Raw genomic sequence first — 19257 nt, 5'->3', positions numbered from 1 at the left:
GGGCGATCCTAAGACCAGAGTCGACGTTCTTGATTAGTATTCGACAACTCAGCATGATCTGACGATGGGAGTTGAGATCGAAAACTGGCTGAACGGTCTTGGTCTGGACCAATATGTTGACGCCTTCGTCCAAAATGACGTGGATGCGCGTGTCTTGCCACTTTTGACCGCAGAAGACCTGAAAGAATTGGGTGTCAGCCTCGGGCATCGCAAAATTCTGCTGGCCGCGATCTCTGATCTGACACCCGATGGCCCGCCTGCACCCAATGCTTTGGACAACCCGCCCGACGACGGACCCGAGCGATCATCCCCTGTGCCAGAGGCGTCAGACAGCGCAAACCCCGTCGCCGAGCGGCGCCACCTGACGGTGATGTTCGCTGACCTTGTCGGATCGACCGAATTGACGAACCGTCTGGACCCAGAGGACATGCGGATCCTGTTGTTGAACTATCAGGACGCGGTCGCGGGGGCCGTCAGTCGATATGGCGGCTACGTCGCGAAATATCTGGGCGACGGGCTTCTTGTTTTCTTCGGCTGGCCACGCGCCTACGAAGATCACGCCATCCGCGCGGTCAAGGCCGGGCTGGACGCGATCAAACGTGTCAGAGAACTTCGGACACCTGACGGGGACCAGTTATCCGCCCGCCTGGGTATCGCCAGCGGTGACGTCGTGGTCGGGGACACAGTCACCGAAAACACCTATGAGGAGGGTGCCATGACCGGCCCGATCCTCAATCTGGCTGCGCGGATTCAGGAACATGCAAAACCAAATACGGTTGTCGTGCCTGAGGAAGAAACCGAAGCTGCCCTGCATCGTATCTTTGAGTTTGAAACACTTGGAGAAGTGGACCTGAAGGGGTTCGAAGACCCGCGCACCTTGCTAGAGGTTGTGGCCGAACGTAGCGCCGAAAGCCGGTTCAGGGCCTCTCACGGGGACGAGAGCACCAGCGCCCTGATCGGTCGGGATTATGAAAAAGGCATCCTGCTGCAATCGTGGCAAAGGGCCCGTAGCGGACAGGGCGAGGTGGTTCTTCTGTCTGGTGAACCGGGTATTGGCAAGTCCCGTCTGACAGAAGAGTTTCTGGCGGACTGCACCGCAGATGGCGAGGCCGACGTTATCCGGTTGAACTGCTCTCCCTACCTGACCAGCAGCCCCTTCCATCCGGTCACGGAACGAATTTCCCAAGACGCAGGCGTCGAACCCGACTTCGACGACAATCAGATTCTGGAACATGTGCGCGACATGCTCAGTTCGCGCCCCGGGCTGAACCTGGAAAAGGTTCTGCCAGTCTTCGCCGCACTGGTTGCCCCACGCAGTGCGCTGGCGCGACAGGTTCTTGAAATGTCACCGCAAGAACAACGCGATCTTACCATCCAAACGCTGATCAAGACGGTAAAGATACGGTCAAACGCGCGACCCGTGATCCTGTGTGTGGAAGATGCGCACTGGATTGACCCGTCGACACAGGCCCTGTTGGAGCGGTTCAAAGCGATCTGCGCGGACCTGCGTCTGATGATCCTGATCACCCACAGACCCGAATGGGAGTTGGGCAAGAGCGAAGGTGAAGCGCATGTTCAAACCCTGAAATTGCGCCGCTTCGATTCCGCCCACGTCGCGAATTTAATCCGCAATATCTCGGGGACAGAGCCCGATCAGAACATGATCAATCTGATCATTGAAAAAACAGATGGCGTACCGCTGTTTGTTGAGGAACTGACCCGCGCAATCCTTGAGGCCGGAGGACAGGACAACGTCGCCATTCCGTCCTCGCTCAAGGGCGCTTTGATGGCCCGTCTGGACGCCGTTTCCCAAACCGCAAAGCGGGTTGCGCTGATGGGGTCCGTCATTGGCCGGGAATTCGATCCGGTCCTGCTGGGCGCGGCGATGGGAGAGGACAAATCAATCGTCCAAACAAGCCTGAATGAGTTGTCGCGGACCGGTTTGATTTTCGAAAGCGGTCATAACCGCGGGCATTTCGTCTTTCGCCATGCTCTGATCCGCGACACGGCCTATCAATCCATGCTTGGGTCGACACGGCGGCAGCAACATGCGGATGTCGCGCAGGCCCTGAACAATTTGCGATCCGCCGAGATCGCCCGCCGGCCCGAACTGGTCGCCCGCCATTTATCCGAAGCAGAGGATTGGGCCGCCGCTTTTGACAAGTGGCGCACCGCAACCGAAATGGCCCTTGCCCGGTCCGCCAGCCAAGAGGCGATGTCCAACGCGCGCGAGGCGCTTATGGCGGCGCAAAACATGGAGGCTGGGATCAGCCCGGAAACGATCATCGGGCAAATTCTTGTTGGCAGAAGCTATGACAGCCTTGGCGAGTTGCCGGAAGGGATTGCGGTTCTCAAGAAGGCCTCCGATGCTGCACGTGAGATTGGTGATATCGGGCTGGCGGCGGATGCAGCCAACCATTTTGCCGATTCCTGCATGATGTCCAGCGAACGACACGCCGAAGCCATAGAGCTTTGCAGCGATGCGCTAGAGGCGCTTCCAACCGAGGATGAACCCCGCCGGTGCCGCCTGATAAGCCAGCTTGCACGGGCCTATATCTTTGTCGGGCAATTGGCAGAAGGATCCCGGTATGGTCAGCTCGCCATGGAGCTTTCGGCAAAGCTGGGCGATCACAAATCTCAGTTCTCGGTCATGATGATGCATTATGGCGCGCCCTTTGTTGCCAGAAAGGAAAGCGAGGCACGAAACTGGCGCGAGAACCTTGAGGCCATGCACAAGGTTGCCGAGAAACTCGGCAGCATTGATCAGGGGCGCGACAGGACCCTAAGCCTGTTTGTGGGTGCTGAAATGGCAGACCGCCAACTTATGGAGCACTCGCTTGAGTTGTTGGCCGAAATATCCAGAAAGGACAATCACCTACAGCTTTACTGGGTGCAAAAGCACGCCCGCGCCATGGTTGCCATCATGGACGGAGACTTTGAGGCGGCGGAAAAACATGCGACCGAAGCCGTCAAAATTGGCCGAAAAACGCACGGCAAGCATGTCGAAGGTGTCTACGGTGTTCAGATGTTCACCATCCGCCGCGAACAGAACCGATTGCACGAAGTGGCACCGGTCATCAAAAGACTGATGTCGGAAAGCCCCGGCGATGTTGCGTGGAAACCGGGGTTTGGGCTGATCGCAGCCGAGCTTGGGTACAAGGAACCAGCCGAGCGTATTCTCAGCGAAATGGCTGAAAACAATTTCGTTTTACCGCCTGACGCGATGTATTCGACAACCTTGTCCTACCTTTCTGACATCAGCGTCGCCGTGGAACACAGGCGGCACGCGGAAACGCTTTTTGAGATTCTGAAACCCTACGAAGACCTGACGATTACAGCCGGTGCAACAACGGTATGCGCCGGTTCTGCCGCGCGGCGTCTGGGCAGCCTCGCCGCGTTGTTGTCGGATTGGGAGGCGGCCGAACGCCTGTTCGAAAAGGCGATCGAGATCGACACGCGAATGGCCTCGGCTCCCTGGATTGCGCATAGCAAGGCAGCTTATGCCGCGGCGCTGCGGCGTCGGGGGCGCGCAACCGACATACGCCGGGCGTTTCAACTGGAAGCGGAAGCGTTGGCAACGGCACAGAAATTAAGTATGGTTTCCCTTAGGTCAAAACTTGAAGGAACTGCCGTTTGACTGCTTGAAAAATGCTTGGGGGAGCATGATGCCAAGATATATTATCGAAAGAAATTTTGCCGAACAGCTTGTTGTAACAAACGACGACAAGATCAAGATCAAAGAAATCAACGACGAAGAAGGGATCGAGTGGATATTCTCGTTCCTCAGCGCGGATAAGCGGAAAACCTACTGCCTGTACGAAGCCCCGGACGAAGAGAGTTTGCGCAAGGCGGCGGAGCGGCTGAATATTCCAGCCGATGTCATTACGCCGGTCGACCGGATCGACCCCGGGATTTTTGCCTGAATCCCACCTATTCTCTTAAGGGACCGCAAAGTTACTTCAGCACCGGGAACAGGTGGGTCTCCAATCACTGGGGCAGCAGCGCAAGAAACCTTTTATGCAAATGAAAGGTTATCCCAATGTTTGATTTGAAATCGCTGGACGGCGATATGGTATCGGTTAATCAGGACGCGCTTGATGCCCTTGGCGCGTCTCTCAGAGGGGCCGTTTATCTTCGCGGCAGCCCTGAATACGACGAAGCCAGAACAACCTGGAACAGTATGGTCGAGCGTTACCCCGGCTTCGTGATCCGAGCCTTGGGTGCCAGCGATGTTCAGAAGGCGGTCAATTTCGTGCGCGATGCCGGGTTGGTGATGTCTGTCAGATCTGGCGGCCACCAGATTGCTGGTCACGCGGTTGCGGACGAAACAGTCATGCTGGACCTTTCGCATATGCGATCCGTCCATGTTGACCCGATTGCCAAGTCTGCACGGGTCGCTCCGGGTGCGCTGCTTGGAGATGTGGACCGCGAGACACAGGCTCATGGTCTTGTCGTTCCGACCGGTATCAACTCGACCACAGGGATAGCCGGGCTAACGCTTGGCGGCGGCTTCGGCTGGACCACGCGGAAGTTTGGCATGACGATCGACAATCTGGTTTCGGCTGAGGTTGTTACGGCTGAGGGCGAGATTGTCACCGCATCCGCCAGCAGTCACCCCGAGCTGTTCTGGGCGATCCGCGGGGGTGGCGGAAACTTTGGCGTCGTGACGTCCTTTGAGTTTCAATTGCATGACCTTGGGCCCGAGGTTCTGTCAGGATTGATTGTCCATCCCATTGAAAATGCCCCTGCGCTATTGGAAGAATACGCCAAGATCGCCGACGCATCACCCGACGAACTGACCGTCTGGAGCGTCATGCGAAAAGCCCCGCCATTGCCCTTCCTGCCGGAAGAGTGGCACGGACGAGAAGTCCTGATTTTTGCCGCCTGCTATGCCGGGGCGATGGAGGACGGCGAAAAGGCCGTCGCCGGATTGCGCGCATTGGGTGATCCCATCGTCGATGTTATCTCGCCGCATTCCTTCGTGGATTGGCAGGCGGCTTTTGATCCTCTTCTGACGCCGGGGGCCAGAAACTACTGGAAAAGCCATGATTTCGAGACGTTGTCTTCGGATGCGGTCACGGGCTTGCTTGACGGCATTGCCACGCTTCCTGACCCGGCGTGCGAGGTGTTCATGGCCCATGTCGGGGGTGCAATGGCACGGGTGGGCGCGGATTCAACTGCCTATCCACAGCGATCGGCGCATTTCATAATGAACGTACACACGCGTTGGGAAGACCCCTCAAAGGACGGCGAATGCATCGCTTGGGCCCGCGCCCTGTATGACAGAATGCAGCCGCACGCGACCGGCAGCGCCTATGTGAACTTCATGCCCGAGGATGAAGCGGACCACATGGCCGGAGCCTACGGCGCGAACAGCGACAGACTGTCAAAAATCAAGGGCAAGTATGACCCCGGCAACCTGTTTAGGGTCAATCACAATATCCTGCCGACCTGAACGGCGCAGGTTAACGCTTGTCTGACGGCGGCTCTGGCACGGGTCGCCGTCAAGGTCGATTGGACGGTGAAGCTTACGGCCCAACCGCCGTTCAAATCGTTGACACGGCATCGTCACCTCCTATCATATTCAAAAATACAAAAGTTTATAAACCAATATGATCAGGAGGGATGGATGCGGTTCGAAACGGTTAGCCTTTTTATATCGCTGGTGTTTTCGGGTGCTGCCTTTGCACAGGATGCCACGCCCGAACAGACGATTTTCACCAATGTGCATGTCTTTGATGGCGTGAATGAACAACGGATCGAAAATGCAAGTGTTCTGGTCGAAGGGAACCTGATCAAGACTGTCTCGACCTCACAGATAGACGCGCCCAATGCGACCGTGATCGACGGTGCGGGGCGCACCCTGACGCCGGGGTTCATCGAAACACACGCGCATCTGATGCTGATGGGGCCAAGCATCCCCGCGATGGAGGCCAACGCCACGTGGGAGGATTTCGGCATCCACGGCACACGTATGGCCGAGATGTACCTGATGCAGGGCTTCACAACGGTACGGGATGCAGGCGGCTGAAATTTGTCGACGCGCCGGGCCATCGATTCAGGGCAAATACTTGGTCCGCGGTACTATCCCTCGGGTGCGTTTCTGGGCACGCGGGGCGGACATGCGGATTTTGCCAGCTTTACGTCTCAACCCGGCGCGTCGACAAATTTCAGCCGCCTGAACATGGCGCAGGAAGTTGACAGCGTTGCAGACGTTCAGAAATTTGGCCGCAACAACTTTCGGATGGGCGCGACGTAGTTGAAATACATGCAGTCAGGCGGCGTCGTGTCTGCCTTTGATCCGTGGCAATTGCTGGCCGGATCGCCGGAAGAAATTGAGGCCGCCGTGCAGGTTGCCAGTGAATACGGCAGTTACGTCATGGCGCATTCCTACCGGAAAGAGGCTATCATGAATGCGCTCAACGCGGGCGTCAAAAGCATCGAGCACGGGTTTTCATTCGATTGCGAAATCGCCGCACTGATGAACGAGAAAGGTGCCTATATCACGACCAACCTGACCGCGTTCGACCCCGGCCTGTTGGAAATTCCCGCTGTTGCCAGCGTGCCGTCCAGCCTTGCCAAGGCCAAGTCTGCGTCCGAGACCTTTGCCGGCTATATCGACAACATGAAGGAATGCCCTGTCAAACGCGGGTTTCAAACCGATTGTGTCGGCTCGGTCGACGCCTGCAATATCCAGATCGCCTATGAGAAGAAGCTCAACAACGATTTCTTCGGCCCTTTCGTGTCCATGACAACGCTGACCTCGACGGGGGGTGAGATCGTTGCCTTGTCCGGCGACTTCATGAACCCCTACCCTGCGGGCAAGCTGGGTGTGATCGAAGAAGGCGCTTATGCTGACATCCTGCTGATCGACGGCAATCCGCTCGAGGATTTTTCCGTGGTTGGCACCGGTGATCAATGGTTTGGCGCCGATCCACGCCCCGAAAGCCCCGAGACCATTCGCCTGATCATGAAAGACGGGGTGGTCTACAAGAATACGCTGGAGTGACGCTTGCCTATCCGCTGGCCCGAGGGGTTCGGGATGATCAGATTGTTCAGCGTGTCGCTGGCATTCATGGTTTGCGGCACAGCAGCTTTGGCGCAGGGATTGTCCGGGCCATCATCTGTCGGCGCAGAGCTTGCGCCCGGTGACGGACTGACCGACCCGCAATACCGATCTGACTTTCCACGCAATATCGCTCCGAACTGGTTTGCGTGGAAGGACCGCCTTGCCGAGAATGGCTTTCGGTTCAACATCGACTATCTCGCACTTGGCCAGACAACAAATGCTGATCTGGGTGAAACAGAAGCGGCCGGTGGTATCGCGCGGTTCTATGGGAACTGGCAGGCAAGCGACCTTGGCTCGCTGACTTTCAAGATCGAAGATCGCCACAGCTATACCGACGTCGCCCCGCAGTTTCTGGGACTGGACGGAGGCGCGTTGTCCATTACCGGCACCGCGTTCAACGATAGCGGGCTTCTGCTGACCAATCTGTTCTGGACACAGCGCGCCGAGAACGGTGCATGGACCTTGCAGGTCGGGCAAATCGACGTGACGGATTTCGTTGATATCTACGGGCTGGTCAGCCCCTATAGCGGTTTTCAGAACCTCGCCTTCAACACAAACCCTACGATCAACACCCCCAATCAGGGGCTGGGGATCGCCGGGGGGCTTAAACTCAGCAGCAACCTATACGCGGTGGCCAGCATCGCCGACGCCAACGCAGACCCGTCCGACCCGAATTTCGACGTGTTCAGCGACGGCAACCTCTTTAAGTCATTGGAGCTGGGCTATACCTCTGCCTTTGATCGTATCTACTTTGACAATGTCCACCTGACGCTTTGGCATGCAGACGCCGCAGAGGACGGCAGCCGCGCCGAAGACTACGGTGCCGCCTTTTCCGCAGCCTGGTTCGTTGGAAACACGTGGATGCCGTTCTTTCGCGCAGGAGCCTCGAAGGGGACGGCGGCTTTGTACGACCGATCCGTCTCGACCGGTATCGGGTATTATGGGCGCAATACAGACCTTGCCGGTCTGGGCCTGAACTGGGCCGAGGCGCGCGGCGTCGACGGGGATCAGATCACGCTCGAAGCGTTTTATCGGTTCTCGATCTCGCCGGGGCTGCAGATCACACCGTCTGCCCAATTCATCTCCAACCCGCTGCTTAGTCCCGATCAGGACAACATCGCGCTGTTCAGCCTTCGCACGCGGATAGTCTTCTGACACCCGCTTATTTCAAAGGAGTATCCTGATGAACAAATTGATGGCCGCTGGCATTTTGGCTTTGTCTTTGGGTGCGCCTGTCCTTGCCAGCGAGGAAAGCAAAACCTGGGACGCCTCCGATGAGGCAAAGCAGTTCGTTCAGGACACGATTGTTCTGGGTATGCTGGCCAGCCCCTATGGGACAGGCTGGACAGAATACGACCAGCTTCACACCTATTTCCAACGTGCCCGAGACAACGGCATAACCGGGCACGAGATGACGCTTGCGGCAGCGGACATGTCTTTTGAAACGCTGCTTGAACAGCACTATCACTTTCGGGCAGCGATGGCCCAGCAGCCGGAAAACTACCTGATCGTGAACGAGACACGCGACATCGAAGCAGCCCATGCCCAGGGTAAGACGGCTGTGATCTGGAACAGCCAGACAGCCACGATCCTGGATGGCGACCTCACGAAAATGGCGCTACTCAAGGACATGGGGATCAAAAGCATGATCCTTGCCTATAACGACATTTTCAGAACCGGTTCGGGACAACTGGCGGCCTATAACGGGCGTGACATTGGCCTGACGCCGTGGGGTAAGTCCGTCATAGATGAAATGGTGCGGTTTGGGATCCTGCTGGACCTTAGCCATACCGGGTCAAAAACCGCCAATGACGCCATGGATTACATGGACCAGACCTATCCCGGCGTCCCGTATGTCTATACCCACTCGGTTCCTGCCGGGCTGTACAAAAACGCGCCAGAAGCTACCGCGCGCGGGTGCTATCGCGCGATCCCCGACGATGAAGCCCTGCGTGCCGCCAAGTCGGGCGGCTTTGTCTCGCCTACGTTTACGGAATGGATGATGGACGGCATCTGGCCCGAGGATATCTCACCCCAGCAAGCTGCTGACATGATCGACTATTATGTTCAACTGGTGGGTGTTGATCACGTGGGCATCGCCACTGACGACATGTTTTCGACCGAGCTTGTGGTGCAGTTCGCAACCGCCAATGCCAGCATGTATGATGACGGTGGGTATATGATCGACGCCTTCAACAAAGGTGCAACCGGCAACGGTGAGCTTGCCAAGATTTTGGCCGCAATCACCGACGACCTATGGGCGCGCGGTTACAGCAACGAGGACTTGGCGAAGATTTACGGCGGCAACAAGATGCGGGTCTATGCGCAGGTTTGGGAAGGCAAACCTCCGCAGCAATTCCTGCAGGAATACCCCGAACGCCTGCGTATGCGGCAAGAGTTTCGGGATCTTTTTCATTCTCGCTGATCCGAAAGTCAGCGCGCTGGAACGACGCTCAACACAGGTGTTGTACGGGTTACCTGCTGCGTAGTGCTGCCTTCGGCCTCGGTAAGCTTCACGGTCAATATCTTGGTATTTGGGAAACGATCGAAGTATCCGAACTCGATATCCTTTAACGCGTCCATGTTCTGACATCTGATTTCATAGTCGGCGTGAAATTCCGAATATTTACCCTGCTCGCTTTCTCCGATCGCGCTGGTAGCCACACCCAAGCGTTCCCCCGACAGTGTGACATTGGCCGAGGCCGCAAAGCACCTTGCATTGTCCGCCATGCGAAACAAATCCAGCGGGTCCGACAGACGCGAGACCGCAATCGCCACACGTGTTTGGTTGTCCTGTTCGGCGCCCAAGTCATCCATGATTTCGGAACCGGGGGCAGATAAGGACAAGGTGATCTGCCCACCCGAAATTGCGATATTCAAACGGCCCGACCCGACCTGTCCAAACGCCTTGGACCGCGTGGATGGCACAGCGATTGTGGGAATCAGGGCCAAAACGAAAACAAAGAATTTCTTAAACACGGCAACACCCAACACGGACTCTGCGCCCAAAAATAAACTGTAAGGCACCCCGTACAACCACAACGCGAGCCGCAAAACCCCACCAAATATGGGGAGTGAGCGGGCCTCGGCGGTCAAATTACCCGACAATAAAACTCAGGTTGACATAGTTGACTGTTTCACTCAGTTATCAATCAGCAAGCGCCGCAAAGCCCGCCAAACACCGTTTCAGAGATGAAAGATCCAACCCCGATGACAAAGTTATTTGCCGCCACCAGCGCCCTGACCCTAACCGCAGCAACCGCGCTTGCCGCGGGCGACGCCCAGTCCAAGTCGGACGTCCTGACCACTTATGCCAACATTGCCGAGGCGAAATACGACGACGGTCTGATTGCAGCGAAATCCCTGCAAAAGGCTGTGAACGCGCTGATCGCACACCCGTCGGACGAGACACTGAACGCTGCCCGAGCCGCCTGGATCGCGGCGCGCGTGCCGTATCAGCAGACCGAAGTTTACCGCTTTGGCAATGCCATTGTTGATGATTGGGAAGGCAAGGTTAACGCGTGGCCTTTGGACGAAGGGCTGATTGACTATGTCGATGCGTCCTACGGTGGGCCTAGCGACGAAAACGAATTTGCTGCTTTGAACGTCATTGCCAATCCTAATTTCGACCTTTCAGGCGAACCCATTGACGCCAGCAAGATCACCCCGGCCCTTCTAAGCGACACCCTGCACGAAGCGGATGGGATCGAAGCCAATGTCGCAACCGGCTATCACGCCATTGAATTCCTGCTATGGGGTCAGGACCTGAACGGCCACGGTTCTGGCGCAGGAAACCGTCCTTTCACGGATTATGTGCAGGGCGACGCGTGCACAGGCGGCAATTGCGACCGCCGCGCGCAGTACCTGAGCGCAGCAACGGACCTGCTGGTCAGCGATCTGGCGTGGATGGCAGAGCAGTGGAAAGAAGGCGGCGAAGCACGCGCTGCTCTGGCTGCGGACGAAGCCGCCGGTGTCTCTGCCATTCTAACCGGGATGGGTTCACTGTCGTATGGTGAACAGGCCGGAGAGCGGATGCGCCTTGGCCTGATGCTGAACGATCCGGAAGAAGAGCATGACTGTTTTTCCGACAACACACATAACAGCCACTACTATGACGGGCTTGGTATCCAGAACGTGTATCTGGGCAGCTACACCCGTATCGACGGCACCCCGGTCAGCGGCGCATCCCTGTCCGATCTGGTATCGGCGAGCGATCCGGAACTGGATGCCGAGATGAAGATCAAGCTGGCAAACACGATGCAGGCGCTGGGGCGTCTGAAGTCCACGGCTGAAGCCGGGTTTGCCTACGACCAGATGCTCGAGCGTGGCAACGCAGGCGGTGAGCAACTGATCATGGGCGGGGTCGACGGTCTGGTCGATCAGACGAAGACGATCGAGCGGATCGTCACAGCTCTGGAACTGGATCAGATCGAGTTTGAAGGCTCGGACAGTCTGGACAACCCAAACGCTGTTTTCCAGTAACTCAGGCTTTGCCGGAGGCGCGTCTTTTGCCACGCCTCCGGCCTTTCTCATCCCGAAGAACCACCAGTTGACTCTGGACCAAGGGCAAATAACCTACTAATTAAGTAGGAAATCTATCGAGCACCGAGTCGTCATGATCGTATGCCACTGCACAAATATTACGGATCACGATATCCAGGCTGCAATTGACTGGATGCGTACGGCTGATCCCTATGCGGTCATCACGCCCGGAAAGATCTACCATGCCCTTGGAAAGTCTGCGGATTGTGGCGGTTGCATGCCGCTTTTCTTAGACACGATGCGTTCCAGCGATAAGTTGGAAGTTCCCATGCAGCTTCGTGCGTTGCGCACCGAAGCATCACAGGAGAATACGAATGAAGGGCGACCCCAAGGTAATCGACTATCTGAACAAGTCACTGCGGCATGAACTGACCGCTGTCAGCCAATACTGGCTACATTATCGTTTGCAGGAAGATTGGGGCCTTGGTCACATGGCCAAGAAAAGCCGAGAAGAATCCATTGAAGAGATGGAACACGCGGACAAGCTGATCGAGCGGATCATCTTTCTGGGCGGGCACCCGAACCTTCAGAAACTTGACCCTTTGCGCATAGGGCAAACCCCGAAGGAAACACTCGAATGCGACCTGGCGGCAGAGATCGACGCCAGGGCCCTCTACAAGGAAGCGCGCGAATATTGTCAGAGCGCCGGAGACTACGTCACCATGTCTCTGTTTGAAGGATTACTGGCCGATGAAGAAGGGCATATTGATTTTCTTGAAACGCAGCTTGATCTCTTTGAAAGGATTGGCGAAGCCAACTATGCGCATCTCAACGCATCGAAAATGGATGAAGGCGAGTAAGCTTTCGCTTGCACTGGCGGCCGTTTGCGCGGCCGCCCCGTCCCTGTCTGCCGAACTGCAGGACCTGCACCTAAACGTCATCCCCAGAACCGAAGACGAAAAATCGCGAATTGCGGCTGTGACTGCAGTTCCGCAAGACTTCGATGGCCCGCAAAGATTTGAAGAACTGCCTGCAGGTGCCGCAACCGTGCGCCTGCGTACCGACGCGGACGCGTTCTCCCAGCCTTCTGGTAATCTGGAATTCGCCCAGGAACTCGACTTCAAAGTCGGCAATGGGCTGTTCAAGAAAATCTGGGTTTCGTCGCCATCCTCCACGCTGGCCTCGGATGGGTTGGGGCCGCTCTACAATGCGCGGTCGTGTCAGCGCTGCCACCTCAAAGACGGTCGGGGGCACACTCCGACAGGGCCAGATGACAACGCCATTTCGATGTTTCTGCGTGTGTCGATCCCCGGCGGCGAACAGATACAGGAGATCGAAGACTATATCGCTACTCAGCCAGAGCCCAACTACGGCGGGCAGATGCAGGATCTGTCCCTGCCCGGTCACCCGGCGGAATACAGGCTGGACATCACCTATGAGGACGTGCCCGTGGAACTTTCAGGCGGTGAAACTGTCGTCTTGCGCAAACCAACCTATAAGGCCGCCGATCTGGGCTATGGCCCTCTGCACCCCGATGCGATGCTCAGCCCGCGTGTTGCACCGCAGATGATCGGGTTGGGGCTGCTTGAGGCGATCTCGGTTGAAGACCTTCTGGCCAAGGCGGACCCTGACGACGCAGATGGCGATGGTATCTCAGGCCGCCCGAATATCGTCTGGTCGATCGAATATGATGAGCCGATGATTGGCCGCTTTGGACATAAGGCGGGGATGCCCACGATCACCCAGCAATCGTCTGCGGCCTTTGCCGGGGACATCGGAATTTCCAGTCCCTTGTACCCGGCAGCGTATGGGGACTGCACCGAATTGCAGGCAGATTGCGTAAGCGCGCCGCACGGAGACGGTGATGATCGCGTGTTTGAAATAGACCAACAGGGCATGGATCTGGTCGTCTTCTACAGCCGCAATCTGGGCGTGCCGGAACGTCGCGACGTGGACGACACTCAGGTACTGCGCGGCAAACGCGTGTTCCACGACACCGGATGCGCCGCGTGCCATACGCCGTCGCATGTCACACACCGGCTGGAAGATCGCCCCGAGCACAGTTTCCAATTGATCTGGCCCTATACCGACCTGTTACTGCATGACATGGGCGAAGGTCTTGCCGACAACCGCCCTGAATCTCGCGCGACAGGCCGCGAGTGGCGCACACCGCCATTGTGGGGGATTGGCCTGACGAAACAGGTCTCGGGGCACACCCAGTTCCTGCACGACGGTCGCGCGCAGTCGCTTCTGGAAGCTATCCTTTGGCATGGTGGCGAAGCTCAGGCGGCGCGCGATAAGGTTGTCGCGCTGCCCAAGGCAGACCGGGCAGCCCTCATTCGGTTTCTGGAGAGCCTGTAATGCGTGCCTTTCTGTTTGTCTGCGCGCTGATGGCCCCTTTGTCAGCAGCCGCTCAGGACCGGGTCCCTATCGTGACAGACGTAGTCGAAGCACATATCCTCCCCGGCTATGCAGATTTATCCGAGGCGACCGGGGCACTCAGCAGCGCGGCGCAGGTGGATTGTTCTGCAACGTCGTCCAATCTGCGCGCGGCTTACCACGCCGCTTTCGATCAATGGATCGCGGTAAGCCACTTTCGGTTCGGTCCCTCTGAAACTGAATACCGCGCCTTCGCACTGGCGTTCTGGCCTGACACCAAGGGGTTCACAGCCAAAGCGCTGTCCGGTTTGATTGCGGCCCGGGACCCCGCCGTTGAAACGACTGAGGGATTTGCCGAGACCTCGGTCGCCGGGCGCGGTTTCTTTGCTTTGGAGATGATGCTGTACGACACGGCCTTCATGGAAACCGATGATGACCTGTACCGGTGCGCCCTCGTTCAAGCGATTGCGACCGATATCAATCGCAACGCCAAGGCAATCGAAGCGGGTTGGGTGTCATATGCAAATCAACTGATCGAACCCGGAGACGAAAGCCCGTACCGCTCTGACGCCGAAGCCATGCAAGAACTGTACAAGGCGCTTATCACGGGGCTGGAGTTTACGGCCGACACCCGCCTCGGGCGCCCAATGGGAGCGTTCGACCGCCCCCGGCCTAAACGCGCCGAGGCGTGGAGGTCTGAACGCTCATTGCGCCACGTGGAATTGTCCCTGATCGCACTGCGAGATCTTGCGGCGAGATTGTCGGCTGATCATCCCGAGGTTGCCTCCGATCTGGGCAAAGCGTTCGAAAAGGCCATCGACCGAGCGCAGCGCTTGGACGATCCGGCGCTGGCAGGCGTCGCGACATCTCAGCGGCGATTGCGGGTCGAGGCGCTGCAACAGTCGATCAACGACATCCGGACGGTCGCCACAATTGATCTTGGCCCCGCCTTGGGCATCAACGCCGGGTTCAACGCGTTGGATGGCGATTAACCGATGACCAGCCGTCGCAGATTTCTGGCAGGACTGGCCGCCGCAAGTCTTACCCCCAAGCAGGGATGGGCGGTTATCGGCGCGCCAGATTATCTGGCCGCCGCCTTGTTTCCCGACGGATCACACAGGTTGGTCGGGGTGCTGGCCGATGGCGATATCCTGTTCTCGTTGCCCTTGCCCGCCCGAGGCCACGCCGCCGCCGCGCATCCACATCGCCCGCAGGCAGTCGCCTTCGCGCGGCGACCGGGGACCTTTGCCGTGGTCATTGACTGCACAACCGGCGCACAAACCGCGCGGTTGAATGCGCCCGACGGCAGGCACTTTTATGGGCATGGCACCTTTTCAAACGACGGCACGCGACTGTTCACAACGGAGAACGATTTCGAGGCCGGAGAGGGCGTGATCGGCGTCTGGGATGCCGCGCAATATACTCGGTTGGGTGAATTCCCGTCGGGAGGAACCGGCCCCCATGACATGCGTCTGATGGCAGATGGCAAGACACTGGTCGTCGCCAACGGAGGAATTGAAACGCACCCTGCCAGTGGCCGCACCAAGCTGAACCTGCCGATCATGCAGCCAAACCTGACGTATCTGGACATGGACGGCGCGATCCTGGAACAGGCCGAGTTGCCGCCTGCGCTGCATCAGAACTCGATCCGTCACCTGGCGATCCGGTCCGACGGGCTGGTTGGGTTTGCGACCCAGTGGCAGGGTCAAACCACTGAACACCCACCCTTGCTTGGCCTACACAGGCGGGGCGAAGCAATCCGGTTATTATCTGCCCGGGATGCGCATCAAGGCCGATTGCAAGGCTATGCCGGTAGCATCGCTTTTTCCGGCGATGGGGCATCGGTTGCGATCACCTGTCCGCGCGGCAACATGTTGCTCCAGTTTCGTGTCGAAGACGGTCAGTTGATTGGTGCGTTCGAACTGGATGACGTGTGCGGACTTGGCCCCGGCGCAGACGGGTTTGTTTACACCACCGGCACCGGCTCGGTTGGAAAGCTGGGAACAACGGTCAAAACATCGGTCCGGCAGAACTGCCAATGGGACAATCACCTGATCCCAGTCCGACGCCCGGCGTAAATTGGGCAAACTCGGCCCCTTAGATTACACTTGGACGAATCAAACAGCTACCGTATTGGCGGGCGCAACACCGGCACCCCTCTTAGTTAAGGACTGACTTGATTGAAACAGACGCCCGACGCACCGCATTCCATCTACGGGGTTGATAAATGGGGCAAAGACCTCATTGAGGTGACGGAGCAGGGCGAGATCGGTCTGCGCAACCCGCTTGCGCCCAACGCAGCCGCGATTAGCTTGCCCGGCATTCTGGCTGATCTGGACGATCGCGGGATCAAAGCCCCAATGCTGCTGCGGGTTTCCTCTTACCTGGAACATGAAATTGCGCATCTGAACGAAAGCTTTCGCGACGCCATCGCGCGCGTGGGCTACAAGGGCCCCTATCGCGGCGTCTTTCCGATCAAGGTGAACCAGCAGGCACAGGTGGTCGACCGCATTGTCGAGTTCGGCAAGAAATACAATTACGGGCTTGAGGCCGGATCAAAGCCCGAACTCGTCGTGGCGCTGGCGCATCGCCTTGCGTCTGAAGCACTGATTGTCTGCAACGGCGTCAAGGATGCCGAGTTCATCCAGCTTGCCATCCTGTCCCGCAAGATCGGCTTTAACACCGTCATCGTTCTGGAAAGCCCGAAAGAGGCCGACACGGTGATCGAGGTCTACAAGGAACTCGGCATCGAACCCCTGATCGGCGTGCGGGTCAAACTGACCAACCAGATCAGTGGCAAATGGGAAGAAAGCTCGGGCGACCGCTCGGCTTTTGGCATGAACACCGACCAGCTTGTGGCCACAGTGGACAAGCTGCGCGACGCAGGCCTGCTGCATTGCCTCAAGCTGCAGCACTCGCATCTGGGATCGCAGGTGCAGGACGTCAACGACGTCCGTCGCGCCGTGGGTGAGGCCTGCCGGTACTATACCGAACTCACACGCGAAGGCGTACCGCTGACCCATCTGGACCTCGGCGGCGGCATGGGCGTGGATTATACCGGTGAGAAAAAAGCGGCCGAGAACTCGATCAACTACACGGTCGAGGAATATTGCGCCAACGTGGTCGAGACCGTCGCCTATGCGATGGATGAGGCCGAGATTGCGCACCCAACGCTGGTCACCGAAAGCGGCCGTGCGGTCGTGGCGACATCCTCGATGCTGGTGTTCAATGTGCTGGAAAGCACGCTTTACGATGCACCGACCGCACCGGATGTGGAACCTGACGACAACCATCTGGTTTCGGACCTTGCTGCCGTTCACGGATACCTCAGCCAAGATCGTCTGCAAGAATGCTGGAACGACGCCACCTTCTATCGTAACGAGCTGCGCGCCCTGTTCCGCCGCGGCTATGTCGATCTGCGCCAGATGGCCCGCGCCGAGCGTATCTACCTGTCGCTGATGGCCCGCCTCAAGGCGCTGGCGGCAAGCGATGATCTGGACACGGATGTGGATGAACAGCTTGAGAAAGTGGCCGATATCTACCACTGCAACTTCTCACTGTTCCAATCCCTGCCCGATGTCTGGGCCATCGACCAGTTGCACCCGATCGTCCCGCTGCAAGGGCTGAACGAAACCCCCGACCGCCGCGCCGTGCTGTCCGACATCACTTGCGACAGCGACGGTAAGATCGACCGATTCATTCTGGCCGACGGTGTCTCGCCCAGCCTGCCGGTGCATTCGCTGCCCGAGGATAACGAATACTTCATGGGCGTCTTCTTCGTCGGTGCCTATCAGGAAACGCTGGGCGATCTGCACAACCTGTTCGGAGACACCAACGTCGTCACCATCGACCTGCGCGCCGATGGCGGGTTCGATCTGCTGCATGAACAAGAAGGCGACACGATCAGCCAGGTCCTGTCTTATGTGGAATTCGACCCGCAAGACTGCGTCGCCGCCTTCCGCAAAATGGTGGACGAGGCGATCTCGACCGGTACTCTGCAAGCCAAGGACCGCAAAACCCTGATGAGCGCCTATCGCGACTCCATCAACGGCTACACCTATTACGAATAACCCCTTGAGAGGAGACTACCCCATGGGCAAAACACTGGTTGTCGGCGCCGGCGGCGTATCCCACGCTGCCGTGCACAAGATGGCGATGAATTCGGACATCTTTACCGAAATCACTCTGGCCAGCCGCACGAAATCGAAATGCGACGCCATCGCTGCAGCCGTCAAGGACCGCGTCGGCGTGGACATCAAAACCGCCGAACTGGACGCCTACAAGGTCGAGGACACGGTCAAGCTGATCAAGGAAACCGGTGCCGAGATCCTTGTGAACCTCGCCCTGCCTTATCAGGATCTGGTGTTGATGGATGCGTGTCTTGAGGCTGGTATCCACTACCTCGACACCGCGAACTATGAACCCGAGGATGAGGCCAAGTTCGAATACCACTGGCAATGGGCCTATCAGGAACGGTTCAAGGCGGCGGGCCTGACCGCCATCCTCGGCTCGGGCTTCGATCCGGGCGTCACGTCCGTCTTCGCCAAATGGCTGAAGAAGCACAAGCTGGACACGATCCGCCAGATCGACGTGCTGGACGCCAACGGCGGCAGCAACGACCAGGAATTCGCCACCAACTTCAACCCCGAAATCAACCTGCGCGAAGTGCTGGCCGAGGTGCGTCACTGGGAAGGCGGCGAGTGGAAAACCAGCCCGGCCATGACCCACAAAGTCGAATTCGACTTCCCCGCCATCGGCCCCAAGAACATGTACCTGATGTATCACGAGGAACTGGAGTCGCTCAGCACCCACTTCCCCGAGATCGAACGCGCCCGCTTCTGGATGACCTTCGGCGACGCCTATATCACCCACGCCAAGGTGTTGGAGAACGTCGGCATGACCCGCATCGACCCGGTGATGCATGATGGCAAGGAAATCATCCCGATCCAGTTCCTGAAAACCCTGCTGCCCGACCCCGGCGATCTGGGCGCGGAAACCAAGGGCAAAGCCTGCATCGGCGACATCGCCACCGGTCAGGCCAAGGACGGCTCGGGCGAGAAAACCTACTACATCTACAACATCTGCGACCACGAAGAATGCTACGCCGAAGTCGGCAGCCAAGCGGTCAGCTACACCACCGGCGTCCCCGCCATGATCGGCGCGGCACAGGTCCTGAAAGGCAACTGGACCGAGCCGGGCGTCTGGAACATGGAACAACTGGACCCAGATGACTTCATGGATATGCTGAACACCCACGGCCTGCCGTGGCAAGTCCACGAACTCGACGGCCCGGTCGAGTTCTAGATCCGGAACTTCATCTGGCTATA

General features: G+C 57.9%; 17 protein-coding genes. 16 read left to right on the top strand and 1 reads right to left on the bottom strand.

Going from position 1 to position 19257, the window contains the following annotated elements; translation table 11 throughout:
* Positions 1–64 precede the first annotated feature (64 nt).
* The 8 genes from ACR0MS_RS13460 (at position 65) to ACR0MS_RS13425 (ending at position 9494) form a co-directional block, all read left to right on the top strand.
* On the top strand, positions 65–3637 hold the full coding sequence (locus ACR0MS_RS13460; protein WP_480573642.1) for an AAA family ATPase: 3573 nt from the start codon (positions 65–67) through the stop codon (positions 3635–3637).
* A 28-nt stretch (positions 3638–3665) separates the two neighbouring features.
* Entirely contained in the window at positions 3666–3923 is a 258-nt protein-coding gene (locus ACR0MS_RS13455) for a DUF4242 domain-containing protein (protein WP_480573639.1), read from the top strand.
* Positions 3924–4039: 116 nt separating this feature from the next.
* On the top strand, positions 4040–5455 hold the full coding sequence (locus ACR0MS_RS13450) for an FAD-binding oxidoreductase (protein WP_480573636.1): 1416 nt from the start codon (positions 4040–4042) through the stop codon (positions 5453–5455).
* Positions 5456–5629: 174 nt separating this feature from the next.
* Positions 5630–6031, top strand: a complete 402-nt coding sequence (locus ACR0MS_RS13445; RefSeq protein WP_480573633.1) for an amidohydrolase family protein — start codon at positions 5630–5632, stop codon at positions 6029–6031.
* Positions 6032–6034: 3 nt separating this feature from the next.
* Entirely contained in the window at positions 6035–6259 is a 225-nt protein-coding gene (locus tag ACR0MS_RS13440; RefSeq protein ID WP_480573630.1) for a hypothetical protein, read from the top strand.
* A gap of 9 nt (positions 6260–6268) precedes the next feature.
* Entirely contained in the window at positions 6269–7009 is a 741-nt protein-coding gene (locus ACR0MS_RS13435) for an amidohydrolase family protein (RefSeq protein ID WP_480573792.1), read from the top strand.
* A gap of 33 nt (positions 7010–7042) precedes the next feature.
* Positions 7043–8224 (top strand): carbohydrate porin, encoded by a 1182-nt coding sequence (locus ACR0MS_RS13430; protein ID WP_480573626.1) that lies wholly within the window; start codon positions 7043–7045, stop codon positions 8222–8224.
* A 28-nt stretch (positions 8225–8252) separates the two neighbouring features.
* The gene (locus ACR0MS_RS13425; protein WP_480573624.1) at positions 8253–9494 is read left to right on the top strand and encodes a membrane dipeptidase; all 1242 of its coding nucleotides are present in this window, start codon (positions 8253–8255) and stop codon (positions 9492–9494) included.
* Positions 9495–9502: 8 nt separating this feature from the next.
* On the opposite strand, the gene ACR0MS_RS13420 is transcribed toward ACR0MS_RS13425, so the two are convergent.
* Complete coding sequence (locus ACR0MS_RS13420) at positions 9503–10048, bottom strand: ZrgA family zinc uptake protein (RefSeq protein WP_480573621.1); 546 nt, start codon at positions 10046–10048, stop codon at positions 9503–9505.
* A gap of 231 nt (positions 10049–10279) precedes the next feature.
* Here ACR0MS_RS13420 and ACR0MS_RS13415 point away from each other — a divergent pair, with 231 nt between their 5' ends.
* The 8 genes from ACR0MS_RS13415 (at position 10280) to ACR0MS_RS13380 (ending at position 19234) form a co-directional block, all read left to right on the top strand.
* Positions 10280–11551 carry an imelysin family protein gene (locus tag ACR0MS_RS13415; protein WP_480573618.1) on the top strand — a complete coding sequence of 424 codons (1272 nt, stop codon included), beginning with the start codon at positions 10280–10282 and terminating at the stop codon, positions 11549–11551.
* Positions 11552–11684: 133 nt separating this feature from the next.
* Positions 11685–11978, top strand: coding sequence for a (2Fe-2S)-binding protein (locus ACR0MS_RS13410; protein WP_480573615.1), 294 nt, complete (start codon positions 11685–11687; stop codon positions 11976–11978).
* Positions 11926–12411: a bacterioferritin gene (gene bfr, locus ACR0MS_RS13405; protein WP_480573612.1), complete on the top strand. Its 486-nt coding sequence runs from the start codon at positions 11926–11928 to the stop codon at positions 12409–12411. The genes ACR0MS_RS13410 and bfr overlap by 53 nt, the downstream gene beginning before the upstream one ends.
* Positions 12398–13912: a di-heme oxidoreductase family protein gene (locus ACR0MS_RS13400; RefSeq protein ID WP_480573609.1), complete on the top strand. Its 1515-nt coding sequence runs from the start codon at positions 12398–12400 to the stop codon at positions 13910–13912. Before bfr ends, ACR0MS_RS13400 begins: the two co-directional genes overlap by 14 nt.
* Positions 13912–14922, top strand: a complete 1011-nt coding sequence (locus ACR0MS_RS13395) for an imelysin family protein (protein ID WP_480573606.1) — start codon at positions 13912–13914, stop codon at positions 14920–14922. Before ACR0MS_RS13400 ends, ACR0MS_RS13395 begins: the two co-directional genes overlap by 1 nt.
* A gap of 3 nt (positions 14923–14925) precedes the next feature.
* On the top strand, positions 14926–16008 hold the full coding sequence (locus ACR0MS_RS13390) for a DUF1513 domain-containing protein (protein WP_480573603.1): 1083 nt from the start codon (positions 14926–14928) through the stop codon (positions 16006–16008).
* A 102-nt stretch (positions 16009–16110) separates the two neighbouring features.
* A complete protein-coding gene (gene speA / locus ACR0MS_RS13385) occupies positions 16111–18000 on the top strand; it encodes a biosynthetic arginine decarboxylase (RefSeq protein WP_480573600.1) in 1890 nt (629 codons plus the stop codon).
* A 22-nt stretch (positions 18001–18022) separates the two neighbouring features.
* Positions 18023–19234 (top strand): saccharopine dehydrogenase family protein, encoded by a 1212-nt coding sequence (locus ACR0MS_RS13380; protein ID WP_480573597.1) that lies wholly within the window; start codon positions 18023–18025, stop codon positions 19232–19234.
* Positions 19235–19257 lie beyond the last annotated feature (23 nt).

The sequence above is a fragment of the Ruegeria sp. CJ2 genome (genome assembly GCF_056536745.1).
Note: the sequence above shows the minus strand (reverse complement) of the source record. Positions and strands in the feature narration are given on the sequence as shown.

Bases quoted from the DNA above. Each gene is read 5' to 3' on its own strand.
- ACR0MS_RS13460 (WP_480573642.1), top strand. From the start codon at position 65: ATGGGAGTTGAGATCGAAAACTGGCTGAACGGTCTTGGTCTGGACCAA.
- ACR0MS_RS13435 (WP_480573792.1), top strand. From the start codon at position 6,269: ATGCAGTCAGGCGGCGTCGTGTCTGCCTTTGATCCGTGGCAATTGCTG.
- ACR0MS_RS13415 (WP_480573618.1), top strand. From the start codon at position 10,280: ATGACAAAGTTATTTGCCGCCACCAGCGCCCTGACCCTAACCGCAGCA.
- bfr (WP_480573612.1), top strand. From the start codon at position 11,926: ATGAAGGGCGACCCCAAGGTAATCGACTATCTGAACAAGTCACTGCGG.
- ACR0MS_RS13455 (WP_480573639.1), top strand. From the start codon at position 3,666: ATGCCAAGATATATTATCGAAAGAAATTTTGCCGAACAGCTTGTTGTA.
- ACR0MS_RS13450 (WP_480573636.1), top strand. From the start codon at position 4,040: ATGTTTGATTTGAAATCGCTGGACGGCGATATGGTATCGGTTAATCAG.
- ACR0MS_RS13445 (WP_480573633.1), top strand. From the start codon at position 5,630: ATGCGGTTCGAAACGGTTAGCCTTTTTATATCGCTGGTGTTTTCGGGT.
- ACR0MS_RS13395 (WP_480573606.1), top strand. From the start codon at position 13,912: ATGCGTGCCTTTCTGTTTGTCTGCGCGCTGATGGCCCCTTTGTCAGCA.
- ACR0MS_RS13380 (WP_480573597.1), top strand. From the start codon at position 18,023: ATGGGCAAAACACTGGTTGTCGGCGCCGGCGGCGTATCCCACGCTGCC.
- ACR0MS_RS13410 (WP_480573615.1), top strand. From the start codon at position 11,685: ATGATCGTATGCCACTGCACAAATATTACGGATCACGATATCCAGGCT.
- ACR0MS_RS13430 (WP_480573626.1), top strand. From the start codon at position 7,043: ATGATCAGATTGTTCAGCGTGTCGCTGGCATTCATGGTTTGCGGCACA.
- ACR0MS_RS13390 (WP_480573603.1), top strand. From the start codon at position 14,926: ATGACCAGCCGTCGCAGATTTCTGGCAGGACTGGCCGCCGCAAGTCTT.
- ACR0MS_RS13400 (WP_480573609.1), top strand. From the start codon at position 12,398: ATGAAGGCGAGTAAGCTTTCGCTTGCACTGGCGGCCGTTTGCGCGGCC.
- ACR0MS_RS13425 (WP_480573624.1), top strand. From the start codon at position 8,253: ATGAACAAATTGATGGCCGCTGGCATTTTGGCTTTGTCTTTGGGTGCG.